This window comes from Lentzea sp. NBC_00516 (assembly GCF_036346835.1).
Taxonomy (GTDB): domain Bacteria; phylum Actinomycetota; class Actinomycetes; order Mycobacteriales; family Pseudonocardiaceae; genus Lentzea; species Lentzea sokolovensis.
Window position 1 is genome coordinate 4,751,295 of record NZ_CP107840.1, and the last position, 17,502, is coordinate 4,768,796.

Sequence of the window (17,502 nt, forward strand, 5' to 3'; positions counted from 1 at the left end):
ATCACAAAGATCCCCCCAAGTCAGACACATCCCCCTAAGCGACAGCCAGCCTTGACCAGCGTTCGCTTGAGGGCAATCGTCCAACCGGTCTAACTGAACGTCACCTCGATCTGACAACGGGTAGCACCAGTGACCCTGCCCACATTGTCCGTTCCAGGCCCACCGACACGGCGTGCGGCCATGTCGCGCCGCGCGATGAGGCACCGGAAACTGGGGGAACAAGTGAGAATCAGATTCGTAGGCACGCTGGCGGCAGTCGCGCTCGTGGCCGCGTGTGGCACCGATGTGCCAGCCGGCTTGGCCGACAAGGTGGAGTCGGGCTGCCCCGGCCCGCTCAAGCCCGAACCGCTGGCGGTCATCACCAAGGGCTTCGAGGTCTCGGAGGTGAACTCCGCGGAGGCCAACAGCTGTCAGGTGTTCGTCTCGACCGGGAAAAAGGTTCTCAGTCTGGGGCTCGTCGCTTACGCGAGTCAGGAGGAGTCGGAGCGGCTCACACCGATGCTCTGCACCAGCGGGGTGCTGGACTCCGAGACCAAGTCCTGTGAGGCCGGGCAGTCCGGAGACGGGGAACTGTCGGTGCACGCCGTTGCCGGGCGGTGGAATGTGCGGGTGCACGTGTACGAGCTGCCGTCGAACGACGAGATCAAGGAAGCCGTGCAGCAGATCATCGAGGATCTGAGAAGCTCGGACAAAACCAGGAACTCCTAAAGAATGATCTTGGAACACTGTTGATCGTCCATGCGTTTACTTTGGCATGCAGGAGGATGCGCAGCTTCCCTGGATCGTGTTCGACGAGTTGTGAGCGCGGATCGAACCGCTACTCCCCGCGGTCACGCGTCGCGCCGGGCTTCCAGAACGTAGGCAGCTGGACGATCGCACGGCGTTGCACGGCATCCCGTTTCGTGCTCTCACCGGGATCCCGCGGGAGTTCTTGCACGGAGCTTGCGACCACCGACGAATTGGACGTCATGACGCACGCGACCGAACTCCGCACCCAACGCGCGGCCGGCCTGGCGGAACTGATCCATTCCTGGAAGAGAGCCCATCTTCCTCATCGATCTGGTCACCGATCCGAGTGAAACCGAACGACTCCAAGAGTGAGGCGCCGGGTCAGGTCGAGCAGCGCTGATCACGCCTCCGTCCTCCACAGGATCTTCACGGCGCGCCCTACGCTCGATCAGACGGCCAGCTGACATGGTCACAAGTGGCATCGGTCGGACCAGCAATGATGCGAGCTGTGGTCGCAAAGTGGTCGCATCCGGCGCATGCTCCGGTTTCTGACTGCTCCAACAGGAGCAGATGTGGCAGGAAACCGGAGGACATCGTCATGAAGAACCCGAACCGCGGTCGCGTTTACCGCCGTTGTGCCTGCCGTGGCGCCGATGGTCGCCAACTGGGCGCCCGCTGCCCGAAGCTCGCCAACCGCAAGCACGGAACCTGGACCTTCGCAGTCGATCTACCCACGCTTGACGGCAAGCGCCGGACGCGCCGTCGCAGCGGCTTCGTCACCAAGGCGGACGCCCAGACCGCGCTGGGCAAGGTACTGGAGTACGAACGCACCGGCATCGTCATCGACGATCGGCAGACGGTCGCCGATTACCTCATTACTTGGTTGCGTACCAAGGCGTTGACGCTCAAGCCGACCACAATGGCGAACTATCACGCGTATGTCCACAAGGATCTGATCCCACACATCGGCTTGATCAGACTCGAAGATCTCTCCCACCAGCACGTCGTTCTCTATGTCCGCAACCAACTGGAGGCCGGCCGCGGGCACACAACACTTCGCCGCTGCCTGGCAACGCTTTCCAGCGCCCTGGGCGACGCCGTGCGGCAGCACCGTCTGCCGTACAACGCAGCCAGATACGTCTCTGTCGTGCGCCCCACGAAGTATGAGCCAACGTGCTGGTCTCCGGCTGAGGCCGCGCAGTTCCTGAAGTACTGCGCTCACCACGACGAACCGTTGACCAACCTCTTCGAATTGATCATCGGCACCGGCATGCGCAAGGGCGAGGCGCTCGCACTGCATTGGGCCGACGTCCATCTCGATGAGCACGTGCTCTTCGTGCGTCAGACCTTGTCCAACGTCAACAACACGACGCCGGTCTTCACGACTCCCAAGACCAAGAGCAGCCTCGCTTGGGTCGGACTCTCAAACCGGGTTACCGCCGCACTCCAGAACCAAGCCGAACGCCAACCTGATCGCGCGCTGGTGTTCACCCGCCGCGGAGGACAACCGCTGCGGCCCGAGTACGTCCTGCACCGACTCCACAAGCTCACCGAGCAGGCCGGACTGCCCAGGATCCGGGTACATGACCTGCGTCATTTCGCTGCAACCACGATGCTCAGCTCACAGGTTCCGTTGGCCATGGCATCCAAGACGCTGCGCCATTCGACCTTGTCGACAACCACGGAGATCTACGGCCACCTGCTCCGGCACGTCGCGCTAGATGCGGTGAAGGCGATCGAGACGGCACTGAAAGAAGCTGAAGCGGCGTAGCGCGACCACTTTGCGACCACAATCGGGCAAAAACGGCACCAGCGGGTCTACCTCTAAAGGTAAACCCGCTGGTCATTGGCCGTCGGGACGACAGGATTTGAACCTGCGACCCCTTGACCCCCAGTCAAGTGCGCTACCAAACTGCGCCACGTCCCGGCCACACGTCCGGTTTCCCGGCGTGCATGGGAAATCCTACAACACCCCGGACAGAGATCAAAAACGACCCCCGAAACAGGCCTCGAGCTGCGGAAATACGGCGGGGACCCGAAGTTCGGGTCCCCGCGTCCCTCGGTCCGACCGATCCCCCGATCCTCGACCGACACCCAGATCATGCGGTGGCGGCGTCTCGGGCGCCACCTCCGAAAGTCGAGTCTTGTCCGTCAACCTTCGACTTACCGGGCGGTAGGACTGCGCTGACGCTGAAGCCGCCGTCTGCTCGGTATGAGGTGGTCAGGGTGCCGCCGGCGAGGCGGACTCGTTCTGACAGGCCGTGCAGGCCCGCGCCTCCGCCGTCGGCCAGGGACGGTAGGTCGCCTGGGCCGTTCACCACTGCTACGCGCACTGGTGTGGCTCGGTCCACCGTTACGGTCACGGCGGCGCCTGGGGCGTGTTTTGTCACGTTGGTGAGGGATTCCTGGACTACTCGGAAGAGGGCTCTGGAGACGGCTGGGGACAGTGGGGTGTCGCCTGTTTCCGAGAGCGTCACGGACACGCCTGCTACTCGGGCTCGCTCGATCAGTTCCTGCAGGGACGGGTAGGAGGTGTCGGAGTTCAGGAGGCCCAGGGCCGCTCGCATTTCGGACAGCGATTCCTTTGCCAGGGCGCGTAGGCGGAGGGCGGTCTCGCGTACTGCTGCGTCTGGGGCTGTGGCGGCCAGGGCGGCTGACTCGACGGCTATCAGGGTTGCGTGGTGGCCTACCGCGTCGTGGATTTCGCGGGCTATTCGGGCTCGTTCCGCGGCACGGGCCGAGGTTTCTTGTGCCTCTAGTTCGGCGGCTCTGGCTCGGCGGGTTTCGTAGAGGGACTGGGTCAGCTCTTTGCGGGTGGTGATCAGGGCGCCCAGGGCTGTGGGGGCGGCGGCCAGGCCGAAGGCGAACGCGGTGGCCAGCAGTAGTGGGCCTAGGGGGATGGCCTCGGTCATGAGGACGGGGGCTATGGAGGCCACGGTCATCAGCAAGGCCCAGAAGAGCTGGACCGGGATCGACTTCTCCTTGCTTCCCAAGCGGTATTGGGCTACCAGCGCTGGCGCCCAGCCCAGGCCGCCGGCTACGGCGGGGATGCACAAGAGGGAGGCCAGCCACGGCCAGCGCAGGCGTAAGGGCAGCAGTAGCGACGCGGCTATCGCGGCGCCCAGGGACCACTCGAACGGGCGGTCCTGGGTCAGCAGGACCACTCCCGTGGTGACGGCGACGGTGAGGACTTCGCGCAGGACCGGTTTCACCACACACCGACCTGGTGCGCGACGAGAGCCGCCTGCACCCGGTTCTCCACGCCCAGTTTGGTCAGGACGGTGGAGACGTAGCTCTTCACCGTCGCTTCGGACAGGCAGAGTTCCTCGGCGATCGAGTGGTTCGAACGGCCGGCCGCGACCAGTCCGAGGACCTGGCGTTCGCGGGCCGACAGCGAGTCGAGCTGGCGGTTGGCGCGGAAGCCGCGCAGGCGCGGTAGCAGGCGGGCGGTGATGCGCGGGTCCAGGACGGCTCCGCCTGCCGCGAGGTCGACCACGGCGCGGACCAGGGCTTCCGGTTCGGCGTCCTTCAGCAGGAAGCCCTGGGCGCCGAGGTCCAGGGCGGTCGCTACGTAGTCGTCCAGGTCGAACGTGGTCAGCACGGCGATGGCGGGTGGCGTGGCCCAGGTGCGCAGCCTGCGCACCGCCTCCAGGCCGTCGACGCCCGGCATCTGGACGTCCACCAGCACCACGTCCGGCAGGTGGGCCAGGACCGCTTCGACGAGTTCGGCGCCGTCGGCTGCCTCGCCGACCACCTCTACCCGTCCGTCGGCCTCGAGGAGGACTTTCAGGCCCCGCCGCAGCAGGGCCTCGTCGTCGGCTAGCACCACGCGTACGGCCACTGACCCAACCAACCGCACCCCATGACAAAGGGCAACCAGATCGGCTGGGTCGTCACCCGGAGAAACTACTTCTTGCCGGCGCCGGCCTTCTTCTTCTCGCGCACGCGCACGGAGATGCGGACCGGGCTGCCCTCGAAGCCGAACTCCTCGCGGAGCCTGCGCTCGATGAACCGGCGGTACGACGCCTCCAGGAAGCCCGTCGTGAACAGCACGAACGTCGGCGGGCGGGTCGAGGCCTGCGTCGCGAACAGCACCTTGGGCTGCTTGCCACTGCGCACGGGCGGCGGGGTGGCCGCGATCAGCTCGGTCAGCCACTGGTTCAGGCGACCGGTCGGAACGCGGGTGTCCCACGAGTTCAAAGCGGTGCGCAGCGCGGGGGCGAGCTTGTGCACTGCGCGGCCGGTCAGGGCCGAGATGTTGACCTTGTCCGCCCACGGCACGCGCACCAGGCCGCGTTCGAGCTCGCGGACCATCTCGGTGCGGCGGTCCTCGTCGACGAGGTCCCACTTGTTGAACGCCAGCACGCACGCGCGGCCCGACTCGACGACCATCGTCAGCACGCGCAGGTCCTGCTCCGCCAACGGCTCGTGCGCGTCCAGCAGCACGACCGCGACCTCGGCGGTCTCGATCGCGGACTTGGTGCGCAGCGAGGCGTAGTACTCGGCGCCGCCGGAGAACTTGACCCGCTTGCGCAGGCCGGCGGTGTCGACGAAACGCCAGATCTCGCCGTCGAGCTCGACCAGCGAGTCGACCGGGTCGACGGTGGTGCCCGCGACCGAGTCGACGACCGAGCGGTTCTCGCCGGTCAGGCGGTTGAGCAGCGACGACTTGCCGACGTTCGGCTTGCCGACCAGCGCCACGCGGCGGGGGCCGCCGTTGCCGGCGCCGAAGTCGTCGCGCGGGGTCTCCGGCAGCTTCTGCAGGATGATGTCGAGCATGTCGCCGGAGCCGCGGCCGTGCAGGCCGGACACCGCGACGGGCTCGCCCAGGCCCAGCGACCACAGCGACGCGACGTCGGCCATCAGCCTGTCGTCGTCCACCTTGGACGCGCAGAGGATCACGGGCTTCTTGGACCGGCGCAGGACCTTCGCGACGGCCTCCTCGGTCTGCGTCGCGCCCACCGACGCGTCCACGACCAGCAGGATCACGTCCGCGGTCGCCATCGCGAGCTCGGCCTGCGCGGCCACGGAGGCCTGCAACCCGACCGCGTCCGGCTCCCAGCCGCCCGTGTCGACCACGGTGAACTTGCGGCCGTTCCACAGCGCGTCGTACGCGACCCGGTCGCGCGTCACGCCGGGCACGTCCTGCACCACGGCCTCTCGGCGGCCGATGATGCGGTTGACCAGCGTGGACTTGCCGACGTTCGGCCGTCCCACCACCGCGAGCACCGGCTGTGGCGGCGCGGCTTCCCCACCGTCAGAGCCGTCGAGGTCGTCGAAGGCTGACCAGTCGGCCTCGTCCTCCCAGGTGCCGTCCAGGTCCGTCATCGTCTTCCCTCACTCATACGAAGTCCATCAAGTTCGGCGACCAGTGTCGCCAGGCGATCACGCACCTGCTCGGTGGCAACGCCCAAAGCAGCCCGTCCCTTCCCCTCGGGAAGGTGGAACGGCTCACCGATCAGCACGTCGACCTCGGGGCGCCAGCCCTTGGCCTGGTAGGTCCCGCGGCAGGCGATCGGCAGCACCATCGCGCCGGACGTCTTGGCCAGCCACGCGGCGCCGTTCTGCGCACTCGCCACGTCGCCCTCGCCGCGCGTGCCCTCGGGGAAGATCCCGATCACGCCGCCGGCCTTGAGCAGGGACTGCGCGGTGACCAGTGCCGTGCGATCGGCCTCGCCCCGTTTGACGGGGATCTGACCGATCTTGCGCAAAAGGGTGCCGACGACGCCCTTGAACATCTCCTGCTTGATCAGGAACGTCACGCGCCGGGGCAGCGCCCCGAACAGGATCGGCCCGTCAGACATCGAGCTGTGGTTGGCGACGACGACCACGCCGCCGCTCAAGGGTACGCGGTCGAGGCCGTGCACCCGAATCCGGAACTGCCAGGCGTAGGGAACCCGCCCGATCCAGCGTCCGAGGTCGAACAGCCAGGGCACCGTCCCCGCGGGAACGCTCACCCGGTCACCCGCAGCCCACGGCGCTCCACGAGCTCCAGCAACGCCCTGATGGTGCCCGCGAGGTCGAGGTCGGTGTTGTCGAGCTCCACCGCGTCGACGGCCGCCTTCAACGGCGACACGGCGCGCGACGAGTCGTAGTTGTCACGCCGCTGCACGTCGGCGAGCGCGGTGTCCACAGTGGACTTACGTCCGGCCGCGGTGTCCTGTTTGGTCCTGCGCGCGGCCCGCGCGTCCGCCGACGCCGTCAGGTAGACCTTCAACGGGGCGTCGGGCGACACGACCGTGCCGATGTCGCGACCCTCGACGACGATCCCGCCGACGTGGTCGACGGCGTCCGCGATGATCGCGCGCTGCTGGGCCACGAGGAGTTCCCGCACGTGCCGGGTCGCGGAGACGGGTGACACCGCCAGCGACACCTCGGGCCCGCGGATCTCGGCCGACACGTCGTCGCCGTCGAGCGTGATGCCGGGTTTCTGGGGGTCCGTGCCGACGACGAGCACCGCGCCGTCCACGACCGCGGCGACCTTGACCTCGTCCGTCGGGTCGACGCCCGCGCGCAGCACCGCCAGCGCGATCGCCCGGTACATCGAGCCGGTGTCGAGGTAGCGCGCGTCCAGCGCCATCGCGACGCGCTTGGCCACGGTGGACTTGCCGGTGCCCGCCGGTCCGTCGAGAGCGACCACACCGCGCAACTGACCCTGGCCCACAGCAGCTCCCTCCGAGACACCCACGGCCCACATTGTGCCTGGTGCGGACGCTCACACCGGCACCGGGACGGTCCAGGTGCCGATCATCCGGAATCATGCCCCGGTGAACTTGCGCAGGTGGCGGCTCGCCGTCGTGGCGTTCGCCGTGTCGGTCATCGGTGTCTGGATCTGGCTGACCACGCCGGACGCGGGCGGCGAACTCGGTGGCGTGGCAGGGGCGGTGCTCGCGGTCGCGGGCCTGGTGGCCGGATTGCTGAGCCTTCGTGCCGGCGTCACCGCGCGTGACCCGGACCAGGCGCTGGAGGACCTCGCCCGGCTCGTCACCGGGCAGTGGGAACGCGCGCACCAGGACCCGCTGGAGGTGCGCTGGGCGTCGACGGGACGGCCGGTCGCGCCGAGCCCCGCGGAGATCATCGGCACGGGCGTGGTCGCGGGCAGACCGATCCTGCTGAAGCTGCACGGCGAGGCGGGCGACCTGGCGAAGGCGCTGCGCGAACTGCCGGCACACCAGCTCGTGGTGCTGGGCGAGCCGGGTTCCGGCAAGACGAGCGCCGCGGTCCAGCTCACGCTCCGCCTGCTCGCCCAGCGAGAACCCGGCGACCTGGTGCCGGTGCTGTTCCCACTGGCGTCGTGGAATCCCAGGAAGCAGGACCTGGACACGTGGATGGCGCGCCGGATCTCGGCCGACCACCCGGTCTTCCGCCGACGCGGGAAGCGGGTCGCACGAGAACTCGTCGACCGCGGACTGGTCCTGCCCGTGCTGGACGCCCTGGACGAGGTCGCGCTGAAGGTCGACGCCGTACGGGACATCGCGCGCGTGGCCGGACGGGCCGGGCCGTTGGTGCTCACCTGCCGTGCCGACGACTACGAGGAGATCATCCGGGAGAGCGGCGTCCTGGTCGGACGCGCCGCCGTGGTCGAACTGCGGCAGCTCTCGGTCAGCGGGGGTGCGGCACCAGAGCCGACGACATCAGCCGGCACCGTGATCGTGTCCGACGAGCCGTCCTCCGTCCTCACCGTGACGTCCACATAGGACAGTCGTGTCCATTCCCAGCGGTCCCCGAACCCGATGTATCGATCGGTGGAATCCGCAACAGGCGCGTGCTCCCGTGGCCGATCTCGTGTGCGCATCACCGATCACATGGAGGGCTCAGTGACCACCACGGAACAGCACAGCGCCGTCGAGGCGTTGCTGCACCGCACGCTCGCCGCGCACAAGTCGATGTTCCTCGCCACGGCGGGTTCGGACGGCTCGTGGGTGAGCGGCGTCTACTTCGCCGAGGACGGGCCGCACACCCTCGTGCTCGTGCTGGAAGAGCGCGGCCGGACGATCAAGGCGATCAAGGAGAACCCCGAGGTGGCGCTGGTCGTGTCGACCGGGTCGCCGATGGAGCCGTTCCTGCAGGCCAGGGGCACGGCCGTGGTGGTGGACGGCGCCGAGGACGAGGCCGTGCGGCAGCGGCTCGTGACGAAGGTGCCCGAGGTGGCGCCGTTCCTGGCCACGCCGATCCGCACGGTCAAGGTGTCCGTGCCGTCGTGGCGCGTTACGGACATCCCCAACGGATGGTTGCCCGGCAAGGACTTCAGCGCCTGACGTCGCCTGCGCCCCGCTCGTCAGGGCGGGGCGCCGCGAGACGCTGGAACTCCTCCTCGGAGATCGGCAGCGACTCTCCTCCGAGCGATCCGCTGACCGGTTTCCAGCCGTCCGGCGTCCACAGCTCGTACTCCAGTTCGTACGGATTCGGCAGGCGCCTGGCCAGGAACTTGACCTTGCCGAAGTCGTAGACGGCGTCCTTGGTGCTGAAGAACGCCTGGTAGTCGTGGGGACGGCCGCGGAACCTGCGCGATCTCGCCGTCATCACGGCGACGTGGCGGCTCATGCGGAAGTGGCGCTCGCCGAATTCCATCACCCACCAGCCGGGCTCCAGCCGCCCGAGCACGTCGGTGCGCCGCCAGCCGAGGTCGTCGGGGGTCTCGTCGACAGATCCGGTGCGGCGAACGAGGTCGTGGAGGTAGCGCCCGTCCTCGACGGCGAGGCCGTGCCAGACGTCGAAGTACCTGACCTCGGCGGTCTCCCGGCCCCGGATGGTCCGTTCGACGTCCTCGCGGCCGACCGGCAGCACGACTCGATCCCGCGGCACCCTCCCCGGCACCCACTCGCCCTCCCGCAGGTACGTCTCCCATTCGCCGTCACCGCTCGCGGGGCACCGGATCAGGGCGTGCGCGCGGTCGACGTGCGCGACGTCGCCCAGACTCTCGAACTCCGCGAAGTGGTAATGGCCGTCCACCGGTTCGGCTTGCCGCCGTGCCGCCAGAAGTTCGGGGACGCCACCCCGTTCGACGGGCGCCGACCGCGGCTTTTCCGGCTGCTGGGCGTCAATGCGGCGCGTGAGGTGCTCCACCTCGGCCGGGGTCGCCTCGCGGTAGTCGTCGTAGGAGTCGCGGTCCCCCGCTCTGGACAGGCTGCAGCTCGGCTCCCACCTGCCGTGGCCCTCGTACCGTTCCTCGTCGCCGGCGATGATGGAGCGGTACAGGCCCTTCGCATTGCCGGCGTCGGACATGCCGCGCCCGTCCTCGAACAACGCGTAATAGCGGTAGTCGGCCAGATAAGGCTGGAACATGCGATCGCCCCCCGGTGATCACTTCATGTCAGCGGAAAGTTCAGTGGTTGAGGTCGGTCCGCAACGCCGCCGCCCCGCGCAGGTAGACGTGTTTGATCGACGACCGCGGCAGATCGGTCTCGACGTGCGCCAGCAACCGGATCACGCGCGGCATCGAACCGGGCACGGCGATCTCCGTCGCGGACAGCAGTGGTACGTCCGAAAGACCGGCCAGGCGGGCGGCGTAGGCGGGGAACTCCGACACCAGGTCAGGGGTGGCGGTCAGCACGACGCTGATCAGGTCGTCGGCTGTCAACGCGTTGCACGACAACACCTCCCGCACCAGCTCGGCCGTCGCCTCCAGCAGCAGGTCGCGCGAGTCCGCGTCGATCTGCGTGGCTCCCCTGATCGCTCGCACCGCCATGCGATCGACCCTACAGCGTCCTCAGTGGACGTCAGTGGTCCACGACGATGTTGGGGAAGCGGAGGGTCAGGCCGAGCAGGTTCACCACGTAGGCGCCCCACCCGCCGCCGAGCAGCACCAGCCGCCGCTGCCCGAGCACGCCCGCGGTCTCGATCAGCACGTGCAGGCCGCTCGACCCGATGAACGTCAGGCCGCTGAAGTCGATCACGACGTCTCCCGCGCCGTCCCCGAACGAACAGGCGAGAGCGAGCTCGGAGCGCAGCAGGTCGCTGGTGCTCAGGTCGACCTCGCCGGTGAGCGTCACCACCGCGCCGTGGCGACGTACCTCCAACAGGACTGGCTGCGGTTCCATCGTGGGTGCCTCACGGATCAGGAGACAGCAGATCGCGCACCGCCGCGAGCACACGCAGCGGGTGCGTTGGTTTCGGCAAATAAGCATCGGCGACGTGAGCGGCCGGCTCGATCGCCGAAACGGCTACCACCGGCACGCCGGACGTTCGTGCCGCCGCCGCGAACCTGGTCCCTTCACCATGAGACGTCAGCAGGTCCACGATCGCCAGTGCCGGTGGACTCTGAAGAGCCTCCTGCGCGGCCGGGACCGTCGTCACGAGCGTCACGTCGTACCCCTCGGCGTGCAGGAACGCGGCCAGCGACTGGCCGGAGAACCGGTCGCCGTCCAGCAGCAGCACGCACGGGCGTCCCGGAGGCGCGGGCAGGTCCGGGACGCCCGCACGCGACCAGACCCGCACGAGCGCTCGCACGACCGTGCCGGGCCAGGTCGGTTTGCCGGGCCGCACCTGCACCTCGTCGGCGATGCCGAACAGCAGGCGCAGGCCCAGCGGCCGGGCGGCGGTGCCGGCCTCGAGGTCGAAGACGCCGTCGTCCTCGATGGTCAGCAGCACGGCGTGGTCGCGCGGCTCCCACGTCACCCCGACGACGGACGCTCCCGCGCGCCGCACCGCGTTGTCCGCCGCCTCGGACACCGCGAGCAGCACGTCCCGCGCGTCGTCGCCGTGCAACCCGGCCTCACCGGCGAGACCCCGCACGAAGGCCCGGATCTCCGGCAACGACCCTGGTGTCGCCGGAAACCACCGGGTCCGCGCGCTCATCACGCGGCGTGCGACGGGGCCGCCAGCAACGGCGTGATCAGCTCCCGCACCGTGGTCGCACGGCGTCTACCCGCTTCGGCGTGCAACGGATCGAGCTTCTTGCGCGTGCGGGCGGACATCATGTCCCCGGTCTGCACCACGGCGAGCCCCGCCGTCACCGCCGCCTCGTCCGCGTCCCCTTCCAGGAGATGGTTGAGCGACAACGCGATCAGCGCGAACGTGCGGCTGCGCGCCATGTCGTCGCGGTACCCCGTCACGGCCTGCCGCAACGACGTGATGGCCGGCCGCGCGAACCCGGGATCGACTGTGCTCGCAAGAGAGGTGTAAACGGCACCGGTGATGCCCGCGAGATCGTGCACGTCGAAGAACGCGGCCCACGGCGCGGCACGATCGACGTCCGCCCGTGCGAACTCGTCGTGCGCACGCCCCAGCAACGCCAGCGCGGCCACCCGGTCCCCCATCTCGGCGTGGCACCACGCCTGGTTCGCGGCCAGGATCGCGTTCGTGTGGTGGTTGTTCGCGACGATCCCCGCGAGCCGGAACATGCCGAGCGCTTCGGCGGGTCCACCGTGGTGCAGGTGGACCCGCCCCATCCGATAGCGGATGTTCGCCACCAGATCCTCGTCCTGGGCGAAGTCGAGGGCGAGAAGGAAGTGACGGTGCGCGGACCCTCCGAGCCCTGCGTCGAAGGCGGTCCACCCGGCGAGCGCGTGCAGTTCCGCGATGGCGCACCGGAAGTCGCGGCGAACGGCGGCGCCGGCCGAGTGCGGGAAAGCCTTGTCGCACCAGGACAACATCGCCTGCACCTGCGTGCGGCACGCCCCACCGCCGTAGCGGTAGTCGACCGCGCGCAACGCCGACGTCATCGCCCTCAGGTGCCTGACGTGCACGTGCCCGATCTTGGCGTGGGGCGGCGGCAACGAGGGTGAGGCGTCGTTGTGCATTGGACGATTTTCAACGCGTGTTGGGCCGGGGACCAGGGTCGAACGAACCCGCCGGGCAGGGCCCTACGGTGACAGGTCGGCCAGCAGAAGCCCGCTACGCGGCTTCGGGGTGAAGTAGGTGCTCTTGCGCGGCATCTTGGTGCCTGCCAGGACCTCCCGCAACGGCACCGGCGCGATCAGCAACACCGCCTCTGCCTCCACGGACGGATCCACGACGGCCCGCACGCGCGGACTCTCCGGGTCGAGCCCGAGCGCCTCGCCCAGCAGCACCGACTCGACGACCGCGTGGTCGATCCCGTGCCCCGCGGGCAGTTCGACCCGCAGCACCGCGTCCGCGCACCGCACCACGACGACACCCGGTTCCGGATCGACGACGTACGGCAACGACGACACCGTCAGCCCGACCCGTTCCCACGCGGTCACGAGATCGGACGTGCTGAACCCGGTGCCGACGATCGCGCGGTGGATCGGCCCGACCCGCAGCCCCGGCCCGGACGTGACGAGCGCCAGCAACCCGGCCAGCCCCGCCTCCCGCGCCGCCGCGACCCGGTGGTTGCCGTCCGCGACGAGCAACGGATGCGCGCCCGCCGCTTCGAGGAACCGCTCCTGCGACTCCCCCGGCCCGACCAGCCACACCCAGTGCCGCCGCCCGCCAGAGTCCACGAGCGACACGGCCGGCTCCCCGGTCATGCCCAGCACCAGGTCCGTCAGCCCGTCGTGCGGGGTGATCGGGACGAGCATGGCCGCGCTCGTCGCGATGCCCAGCGAGGCCAGCACCTGACCGCGCTCGGCGACCACGCCCGGGTAGACGTCCTCGGTGTGCGCGATCCCGTCCGGATCGACCAGACACAGCAGACCGCACGCCGTCCCGTCCGGCCCGTCCACCCGATACGGCGCGACGACGTCCGTGACCTCGGTGTACGCCCGCCGGATCAGCGCCGCGAGCTCGGCGCGGGCGTGCGGCAGCGCGTCGAGCAGCCCGGTGCCCGCGGCCAGGGCGGCGGGCGTGCGATGGGGGTGCTGGACGGCCAGCAACGTGCCGTGCGGGGCTCTCGCGAGCGCCCCGATCACCTGGCCGGGTTCGGCGAACTCGTCGACGTCGGGGCCGGGCACGCGCTCGCGTACCACCCAGCCGCGACGCACGGGGCGTACACGCAGTGACATGCACGTATCATGATCTGTGTGAACGTAGAGATCACGCCCCTGCCGGGCATCGGGACGCGCCAGGACTTCATGATCCGCGCCGGACGCCGAGTAGGCGTGATCACCTACCGGGACGGCCGGTTCGAGCTCATCCTGTCCAAAGCGTCGGATCCCGACTCCTGCGCCGCCTCGATACCCCTCTCGCCGGAAGAGGCGAACACGCTCGCGGGCCTGCTCGGCGCGCCGCAGCTCGTCGCCCACCTGCGCGAGGAGACCCGCGACATCGCGGGCATCACCACCCGCCAGCTGCCGGTGACCGCGTTCGCGAACCACTCGCTCGGCGAGACCGCTCTGCGCACGAGGACCGGTGCGTCCATCGTGGCCGTCGTGCGCTCGGGCAACGCGCATCCGTCGCCCGGCCCCGACTTCCTCTTCGAAAACGGTGACCTCGCGGTCGTCGTCGGCACCGCGGAGGGCCTCGACGCCGCCGCTGAGATCCTCCACGGCGGTTAAGCACAGTGCACGAGACAACTATGGCCATGATCCAGCTCGGCGCGGTGTTCTTCGGCCTCGGTCTGCTGGGTCGTGTGGCTCGGCGTGCCGGAATCTCCCCGATCCCGCTCTACCTGATCGGCGGGCTCGCGTTCGGCCAGGGCGGGCTCGTCCCGTTACACGGCATCGAGGAGTTCACGCACCTCGCCAGCGAGATCGGCGTCGTGCTGCTGCTCCTTCTGCTCGGCCTGGAGTACTCGGCGTCCGAGCTCACCAACGGGCTCAAGAAGTCCTGGATGGCCGGCGTGCTCGACCTGGTGCTGAACGCCGCGCCGGGCGCGATCGCGGCGTATCTGCTCGGCTGGGGCACCGTCGGGGCGCTGGCGATGGCGGGCGTCACGTACATCTCGTCGTCGGGCATCGTCGCGAAGGTGCTCGGCGACCTCGGACGGCTGGGTAACCGCGAGACGCCGGTCGTGCTGTCCGTGCTCGTGTTCGAGGACCTCGCGATGGCCGTGTACCTGCCGGTGCTCACCGCCGTGCTGGCGGGCGTGAGCTTCCTCGGCGGGCTCACCTCGGTCGGCATCTCGCTGTTCGCGATCACCGTGGTCCTGGTGGTGGCGTTGAAGTACGGCCGGTTCATCTCGGCCATTGTGGACAGTCCGGACCACGAGGTGTTCCTGCTCAAGCTGCTCGGCTCCGCCCTGCTCGTCGCGGGCATCGCCTCGCAGCTGCAGGTGTCCGCGGCGGTCGGCGCGTTCCTGCTCGGCATCGCGATCTCCGGGTCGACCGCCGAGAACGCGACGCGCCTGTTGGAACCACTGCGCGACCTGTTCGCCGCGATGTTCTTCGTCGTGTTCGGACTGAACACCGATCCGCGCTCGATTCCCCCGGTGCTGGGGATCGCGGTGGCGCTGGCCGCCGTCACGACGGCGACGAAGGTGTACACGGGCTGGTGGGCGGCGCGCAGGCAAGGCATCGGCAAGATGGGCCGCATGCGTGCGGGCGTGGCGCTGGTGGCGCGCGGCGAGTTCTCCATCGTCATCGCCGGGCTGGCCGTGGCGTCCGGCCAGGTGGCCGACGAGCTCGCGGCGCTGGCGACCGCGTACGTGCTGCTGATGGCGATCCTCGGGCCCATCGCGGCCAAGTACGTTGAGCCAATCGGTGAATTCTTTCAACGCAGACGGCAAACGGCCTGAAACAACTGCCCCGATGTGACGACTCTCTAGTGAGGGCTAGACGGAGAGTAGGGGCGAATCGTCATGACCGAACCCGCGGAAGTGGAGACCACCGGCCGGTTCCTGGTGCTGTTGCAGGAAGACGCCGTAGAAGAAGGCCTGGCCGAGCTCGGCGCGATCGCCGGGTTCAACCCGAACACCGGCGACATCGGCTCGGACACGCTGCAGGTGTTCCCGGAACTCGGCGTCGCCGTGGTGTCCGGTGACCCGAACCTGCTGGGCCAGCTGAACGGCGCCGCGGAGGGTCCCGGCGCGGTCCAGATCGTCGAACCGGAACGCGTCGTGCACGTGTTCGCCGCGCCGGTCGCGGACGAACCTGAGGCCGCGGCCGACGAATCAGTGCTGACCTGGGGGCTGCAGGCGGTCGGCGCGGACGTCAGCACGGCCACCGGCAAGGGCGTGAAGATCGCCGTCCTGGACACCGGCTGGGAGACGAACCACCCGGACTTCGCGGGCCGCACCATCACCACGAAGTCGTTCATCACCGGCGAGGACGTGCAGGACGGCCACGGCCACGGCACGCACTGCATCGGCACGTCAGCGGGCCCGCGCAAGCCCGCCACCCTGCCCGGCTACGGCGTCGCGTACGAGGCGGAGATCTTCGCGGGCAAGGTCCTGTCGAACGCGGGCTCCGGCTCCGACGGCGGCATCCTCGCGGGCATCGACTGGGCCGTCGCCAACGGCTGCGCGATCATCTCGATGTCGCTGGGCGCCGACGTCCCGGCGGGCACGCCGTACTCGCAGATCTACGAGACCGTGGCCCAGCGCGCGATGGCCAAGGGCACGCTGATCATCGCCGCGGCGGGCAACGCCTCGTCACGCCCGGCCCGCATCGCGCCGGTGGGCCACCCCGCACGCTGCCCCAGCATCATCGCCGTGGCCGCGATCGACGTGAACCGAGCGATCGCGTCGTTCTCGTCAGGCTCAGCGGACAAGATCGGCCAGATCGACGTCTGCGCCCCCGGCGTGGACGTCTACTCGTCGTTCAAGCTCCCGCAGAAGTACTCGCGCCTGCGCGGCACGTCGATGGCGACCCCGCACGTGGCAGGCGTGGCGGTCCTGATCGCCGAACGAACCGGCGCCCGAGGCTTCGAACTGTGGGCCCGCCTGGCCGGCACCGCACTGCGCCTCCCCCTGCCGTCCACCGACATCGGCACCGGACTCGTCCAGGCGCCATGACCGCTTCGGTGGACCAGGTGATGGTCTCCGTGACGGACGGCAGCCTCCCGCGGGTCCTCGACGACCTGCGGGAGGCGGGCCTGGTGGTGGACACGGTCCTGGAGGCCCTGGGCGTGGTCACCGGCACCGCCGAGGTCAGAGCCATCCCAGCCCTGCAGGCGGTACCCGGAGTCATCGACGTAGAACGGCAGTGGCGCGTACAGCTCCCGCCGTACTGACTAGTCTCTCTCCTGACCCCACACACGCCTGATCGAACAAGTGTTCTATGCTGTGCGCGGGGTCACGTCGTTGCGGAGAGAGGAAACCTGATCGTGTCGGACACGCTCACCGAGGTGCAGGCAGTCGAGGAGACCGTCGTGGAGGAGACTCCGGCGTCGGCCCCAGTGGCCGAGAAGGCCGAGGCGCCGAAGCCGGTTGAAGCGCCGAAGGCCGAGGCTCCCAAGGTCGAAGCCCCCAAGGCGGAAAAGCCGAAGGCAGGCCGCCCGAAGAGCACGGCGAAGAAGACCCGCACCGTAGAGCTCACGCTCACGGTGACCGGTACCGCCGAGGGCGAATGGCAGGCCGACCTGGTCCACGGCACGCAGCGCGTCGTGTCGGGCCTGGTCATCCCGGCCATCGCCGTCGCCAAGGCGGCCAAGGAACTGCATGAGGACATCGCGGAGGGCATCGAGTCGGTGCTCGAGGCGGCGCGCGACCAGCACCGCACCCGCATGGAGGAGCTGGAAGCCGAACTGGCGAGGGTGAAGGCCCAGCTGGCTGAGCTTTCGGACTAGTTCCAGCAAGACGCAGAAGGGCGGCCCGCACAAAGCGGACCGCCCTTTCGCATGCAAACAACGGCCATTCGCAGGTTCACCGGTTCGAGCCAATGCACACACGCACACCCAGCCGCCCGCGAAGCCGAAGGCGAGCCGTCTTTACCAAGCGGGCCCGGCGGTGGGGTCCCGTCACGAGTCGCACCACAGCTCTTGCTGCATGCGAGA

The 17,502-nt window shown here is 69.1% G+C and carries 20 protein-coding genes and 1 tRNA gene; 9 read left to right on the forward strand and 12 right to left on the reverse strand.

Annotated features, from left to right (window positions below; all coding sequences use genetic code 11):
* The first annotated feature begins 222 nt into the window (after positions 1–222).
* Both OG205_RS20535 and OG205_RS20540 read left to right on the forward strand, forming a co-directional pair.
* Positions 223–708, forward strand: coding sequence for a hypothetical protein (locus OG205_RS20535; RefSeq protein WP_330277852.1), 486 nt, complete (start codon positions 223–225; stop codon positions 706–708).
* Positions 709–1,327: 619 nt separating this feature from the next.
* Positions 1,328–2,500 (forward strand): tyrosine-type recombinase/integrase, encoded by a 1,173-nt coding sequence (locus tag OG205_RS20540; protein ID WP_330277853.1) that lies wholly within the window; start codon positions 1,328–1,330, stop codon positions 2,498–2,500.
* 82 nt (positions 2,501–2,582) lie between these two features.
* On the opposite strand, the gene OG205_RS20545 is transcribed toward OG205_RS20540, so the two are convergent.
* The 6 genes from OG205_RS20545 to cmk form a co-directional block, all read right to left on the reverse strand.
* Positions 2,583–2,656, reverse strand: a tRNA-Pro gene (locus OG205_RS20545).
* Between the two features lie 172 nt (positions 2,657–2,828).
* Entirely contained in the window at positions 2,829–3,941 is a 1,113-nt protein-coding gene (locus OG205_RS20550) for a sensor histidine kinase (RefSeq protein WP_330277854.1), read from the reverse strand.
* Positions 3,938–4,570, reverse strand: coding sequence for a response regulator transcription factor (locus OG205_RS20555; RefSeq protein ID WP_330277855.1), 633 nt, complete (start codon positions 4,568–4,570; stop codon positions 3,938–3,940). The genes OG205_RS20550 and OG205_RS20555 overlap by 4 nt, the downstream gene beginning before the upstream one ends.
* A 65-nt stretch (positions 4,571–4,635) precedes the next feature.
* Positions 4,636–6,057: a ribosome biogenesis GTPase Der gene (der, locus tag OG205_RS20560; RefSeq protein ID WP_330277856.1), complete on the reverse strand. Its 1,422-nt coding sequence runs from the start codon at positions 6,055–6,057 to the stop codon at positions 4,636–4,638.
* A complete protein-coding gene (locus tag OG205_RS20565) occupies positions 6,054–6,686 on the reverse strand; it encodes a lysophospholipid acyltransferase family protein (RefSeq protein ID WP_330277857.1) in 633 nt (210 codons plus the stop codon). Before OG205_RS20565 ends, der begins: the two co-directional genes overlap by 4 nt.
* Positions 6,683–7,369: a (d)CMP kinase gene (gene cmk / locus OG205_RS20570; protein ID WP_330278197.1), complete on the reverse strand. Its 687-nt coding sequence runs from the start codon at positions 7,367–7,369 to the stop codon at positions 6,683–6,685. The genes OG205_RS20565 and cmk overlap by 4 nt, the downstream gene beginning before the upstream one ends.
* 127 nt (positions 7,370–7,496) lie before the next feature.
* Between cmk and OG205_RS20575 the strand changes: the two genes are divergently transcribed.
* The gene (locus OG205_RS20575) at positions 7,497–8,426 is read left to right on the forward strand and encodes a hypothetical protein (RefSeq protein WP_330277858.1); all 930 of its coding nucleotides are present in this window, start codon (positions 7,497–7,499) and stop codon (positions 8,424–8,426) included.
* 120 nt (positions 8,427–8,546) lie between these two features.
* A complete protein-coding gene (locus OG205_RS20580; RefSeq protein WP_330277859.1) occupies positions 8,547–8,987 on the forward strand; it encodes a pyridoxamine 5'-phosphate oxidase family protein in 441 nt (146 codons plus the stop codon).
* Here the strand turns inward: OG205_RS20580 and OG205_RS20585 are convergent.
* The 6 genes from OG205_RS20585 to OG205_RS20610 form a co-directional block, all read right to left on the reverse strand.
* Positions 8,977–10,014 (reverse strand): hypothetical protein, encoded by a 1,038-nt coding sequence (locus tag OG205_RS20585; protein WP_330277860.1) that lies wholly within the window; start codon positions 10,012–10,014, stop codon positions 8,977–8,979. The two genes, OG205_RS20580 and OG205_RS20585, sit on opposite strands and share 11 nt — an antisense overlap.
* A 40-nt stretch (positions 10,015–10,054) precedes the next feature.
* Entirely contained in the window at positions 10,055–10,417 is a 363-nt protein-coding gene (aroH, locus tag OG205_RS20590; protein ID WP_093605103.1) for a chorismate mutase, read from the reverse strand.
* A 31-nt stretch (positions 10,418–10,448) separates the two neighbouring features.
* A complete protein-coding gene (locus tag OG205_RS20595) occupies positions 10,449–10,769 on the reverse strand; it encodes an STAS domain-containing protein (RefSeq protein ID WP_330277861.1) in 321 nt (106 codons plus the stop codon).
* A 10-nt stretch (positions 10,770–10,779) separates the two neighbouring features.
* A complete protein-coding gene (locus OG205_RS20600) occupies positions 10,780–11,526 on the reverse strand; it encodes an ATP-binding protein (RefSeq protein WP_330277862.1) in 747 nt (248 codons plus the stop codon).
* Positions 11,526–12,470 carry a hypothetical protein gene (locus tag OG205_RS20605; protein WP_330277863.1) on the reverse strand — a complete coding sequence of 315 codons (945 nt, stop codon included), beginning with the start codon at positions 12,468–12,470 and terminating at the stop codon, positions 11,526–11,528. The genes OG205_RS20600 and OG205_RS20605 overlap by 1 nt, the downstream gene beginning before the upstream one ends.
* Positions 12,471–12,533: 63 nt before the next feature.
* Entirely contained in the window at positions 12,534–13,634 is a 1,101-nt protein-coding gene (locus tag OG205_RS20610; RefSeq protein ID WP_330277864.1) for a DUF1015 family protein, read from the reverse strand.
* Positions 13,635–13,652: 18 nt separating this feature from the next.
* Here OG205_RS20610 and OG205_RS20615 point away from each other — a divergent pair, with 18 nt between their 5' ends.
* From OG205_RS20615 to OG205_RS20635, 5 genes are all read left to right on the forward strand, one after another.
* Positions 13,653–14,126, forward strand: coding sequence for a cation:proton antiporter regulatory subunit (locus tag OG205_RS20615; RefSeq protein WP_319981523.1), 474 nt, complete (start codon positions 13,653–13,655; stop codon positions 14,124–14,126).
* Between the two features lie 20 nt (positions 14,127–14,146).
* Complete coding sequence (locus OG205_RS20620; protein ID WP_442916829.1) at positions 14,147–15,304, forward strand: cation:proton antiporter; 1,158 nt, start codon at positions 14,147–14,149, stop codon at positions 15,302–15,304.
* A gap of 63 nt (positions 15,305–15,367) precedes the next feature.
* Positions 15,368–16,522 carry a S8 family peptidase gene (locus OG205_RS20625; protein WP_330277866.1) on the forward strand — a complete coding sequence of 385 codons (1,155 nt, stop codon included), beginning with the start codon at positions 15,368–15,370 and terminating at the stop codon, positions 16,520–16,522.
* Complete coding sequence (locus OG205_RS20630) at positions 16,519–16,740, forward strand: hypothetical protein (RefSeq protein ID WP_319981526.1); 222 nt, start codon at positions 16,519–16,521, stop codon at positions 16,738–16,740. The genes OG205_RS20625 and OG205_RS20630 overlap by 4 nt, the downstream gene beginning before the upstream one ends.
* 93 nt (positions 16,741–16,833) lie before the next feature.
* Positions 16,834–17,295: a DUF6319 family protein gene (locus OG205_RS20635; protein WP_330277867.1), complete on the forward strand. Its 462-nt coding sequence runs from the start codon at positions 16,834–16,836 to the stop codon at positions 17,293–17,295.
* Positions 17,296–17,502: the final 207 nt, after the last annotated feature.

Excerpts from the sequence above, each read along its gene's own strand:
- OG205_RS20610 (WP_330277864.1), bottom strand. The coding sequence starts at position 13,634 with ATGTCACTGCGTGTACGCCCCGTGCGTCGCGGCTGGGTGGTACGCGAG.
- OG205_RS20625 (WP_330277866.1), top strand. The coding sequence starts at position 15,368 with ATGACCGAACCCGCGGAAGTGGAGACCACCGGCCGGTTCCTGGTGCTG.
- OG205_RS20620 (WP_442916829.1), top strand. The coding sequence starts at position 14,147 with ATGGCCATGATCCAGCTCGGCGCGGTGTTCTTCGGCCTCGGTCTGCTG.
- OG205_RS20540 (WP_330277853.1), top strand. The coding sequence starts at position 1,328 with ATGAAGAACCCGAACCGCGGTCGCGTTTACCGCCGTTGTGCCTGCCGT.
- aroH (WP_093605103.1), bottom strand. The coding sequence starts at position 10,417 with ATGGCGGTGCGAGCGATCAGGGGAGCCACGCAGATCGACGCGGACTCG.
- OG205_RS20605 (WP_330277863.1), bottom strand. The coding sequence starts at position 12,470 with ATGCACAACGACGCCTCACCCTCGTTGCCGCCGCCCCACGCCAAGATC.
- OG205_RS20600 (WP_330277862.1), bottom strand. The coding sequence starts at position 11,526 with ATGAGCGCGCGGACCCGGTGGTTTCCGGCGACACCAGGGTCGTTGCCG.
- OG205_RS20595 (WP_330277861.1), bottom strand. The coding sequence starts at position 10,769 with ATGGAACCGCAGCCAGTCCTGTTGGAGGTACGTCGCCACGGCGCGGTG.
- OG205_RS20630 (WP_319981526.1), top strand. The coding sequence starts at position 16,519 with ATGACCGCTTCGGTGGACCAGGTGATGGTCTCCGTGACGGACGGCAGC.
- der (WP_330277856.1), bottom strand. The coding sequence starts at position 6,057 with ATGACGGACCTGGACGGCACCTGGGAGGACGAGGCCGACTGGTCAGCC.
- OG205_RS20585 (WP_330277860.1), bottom strand. The coding sequence starts at position 10,014 with ATGTTCCAGCCTTATCTGGCCGACTACCGCTATTACGCGTTGTTCGAG.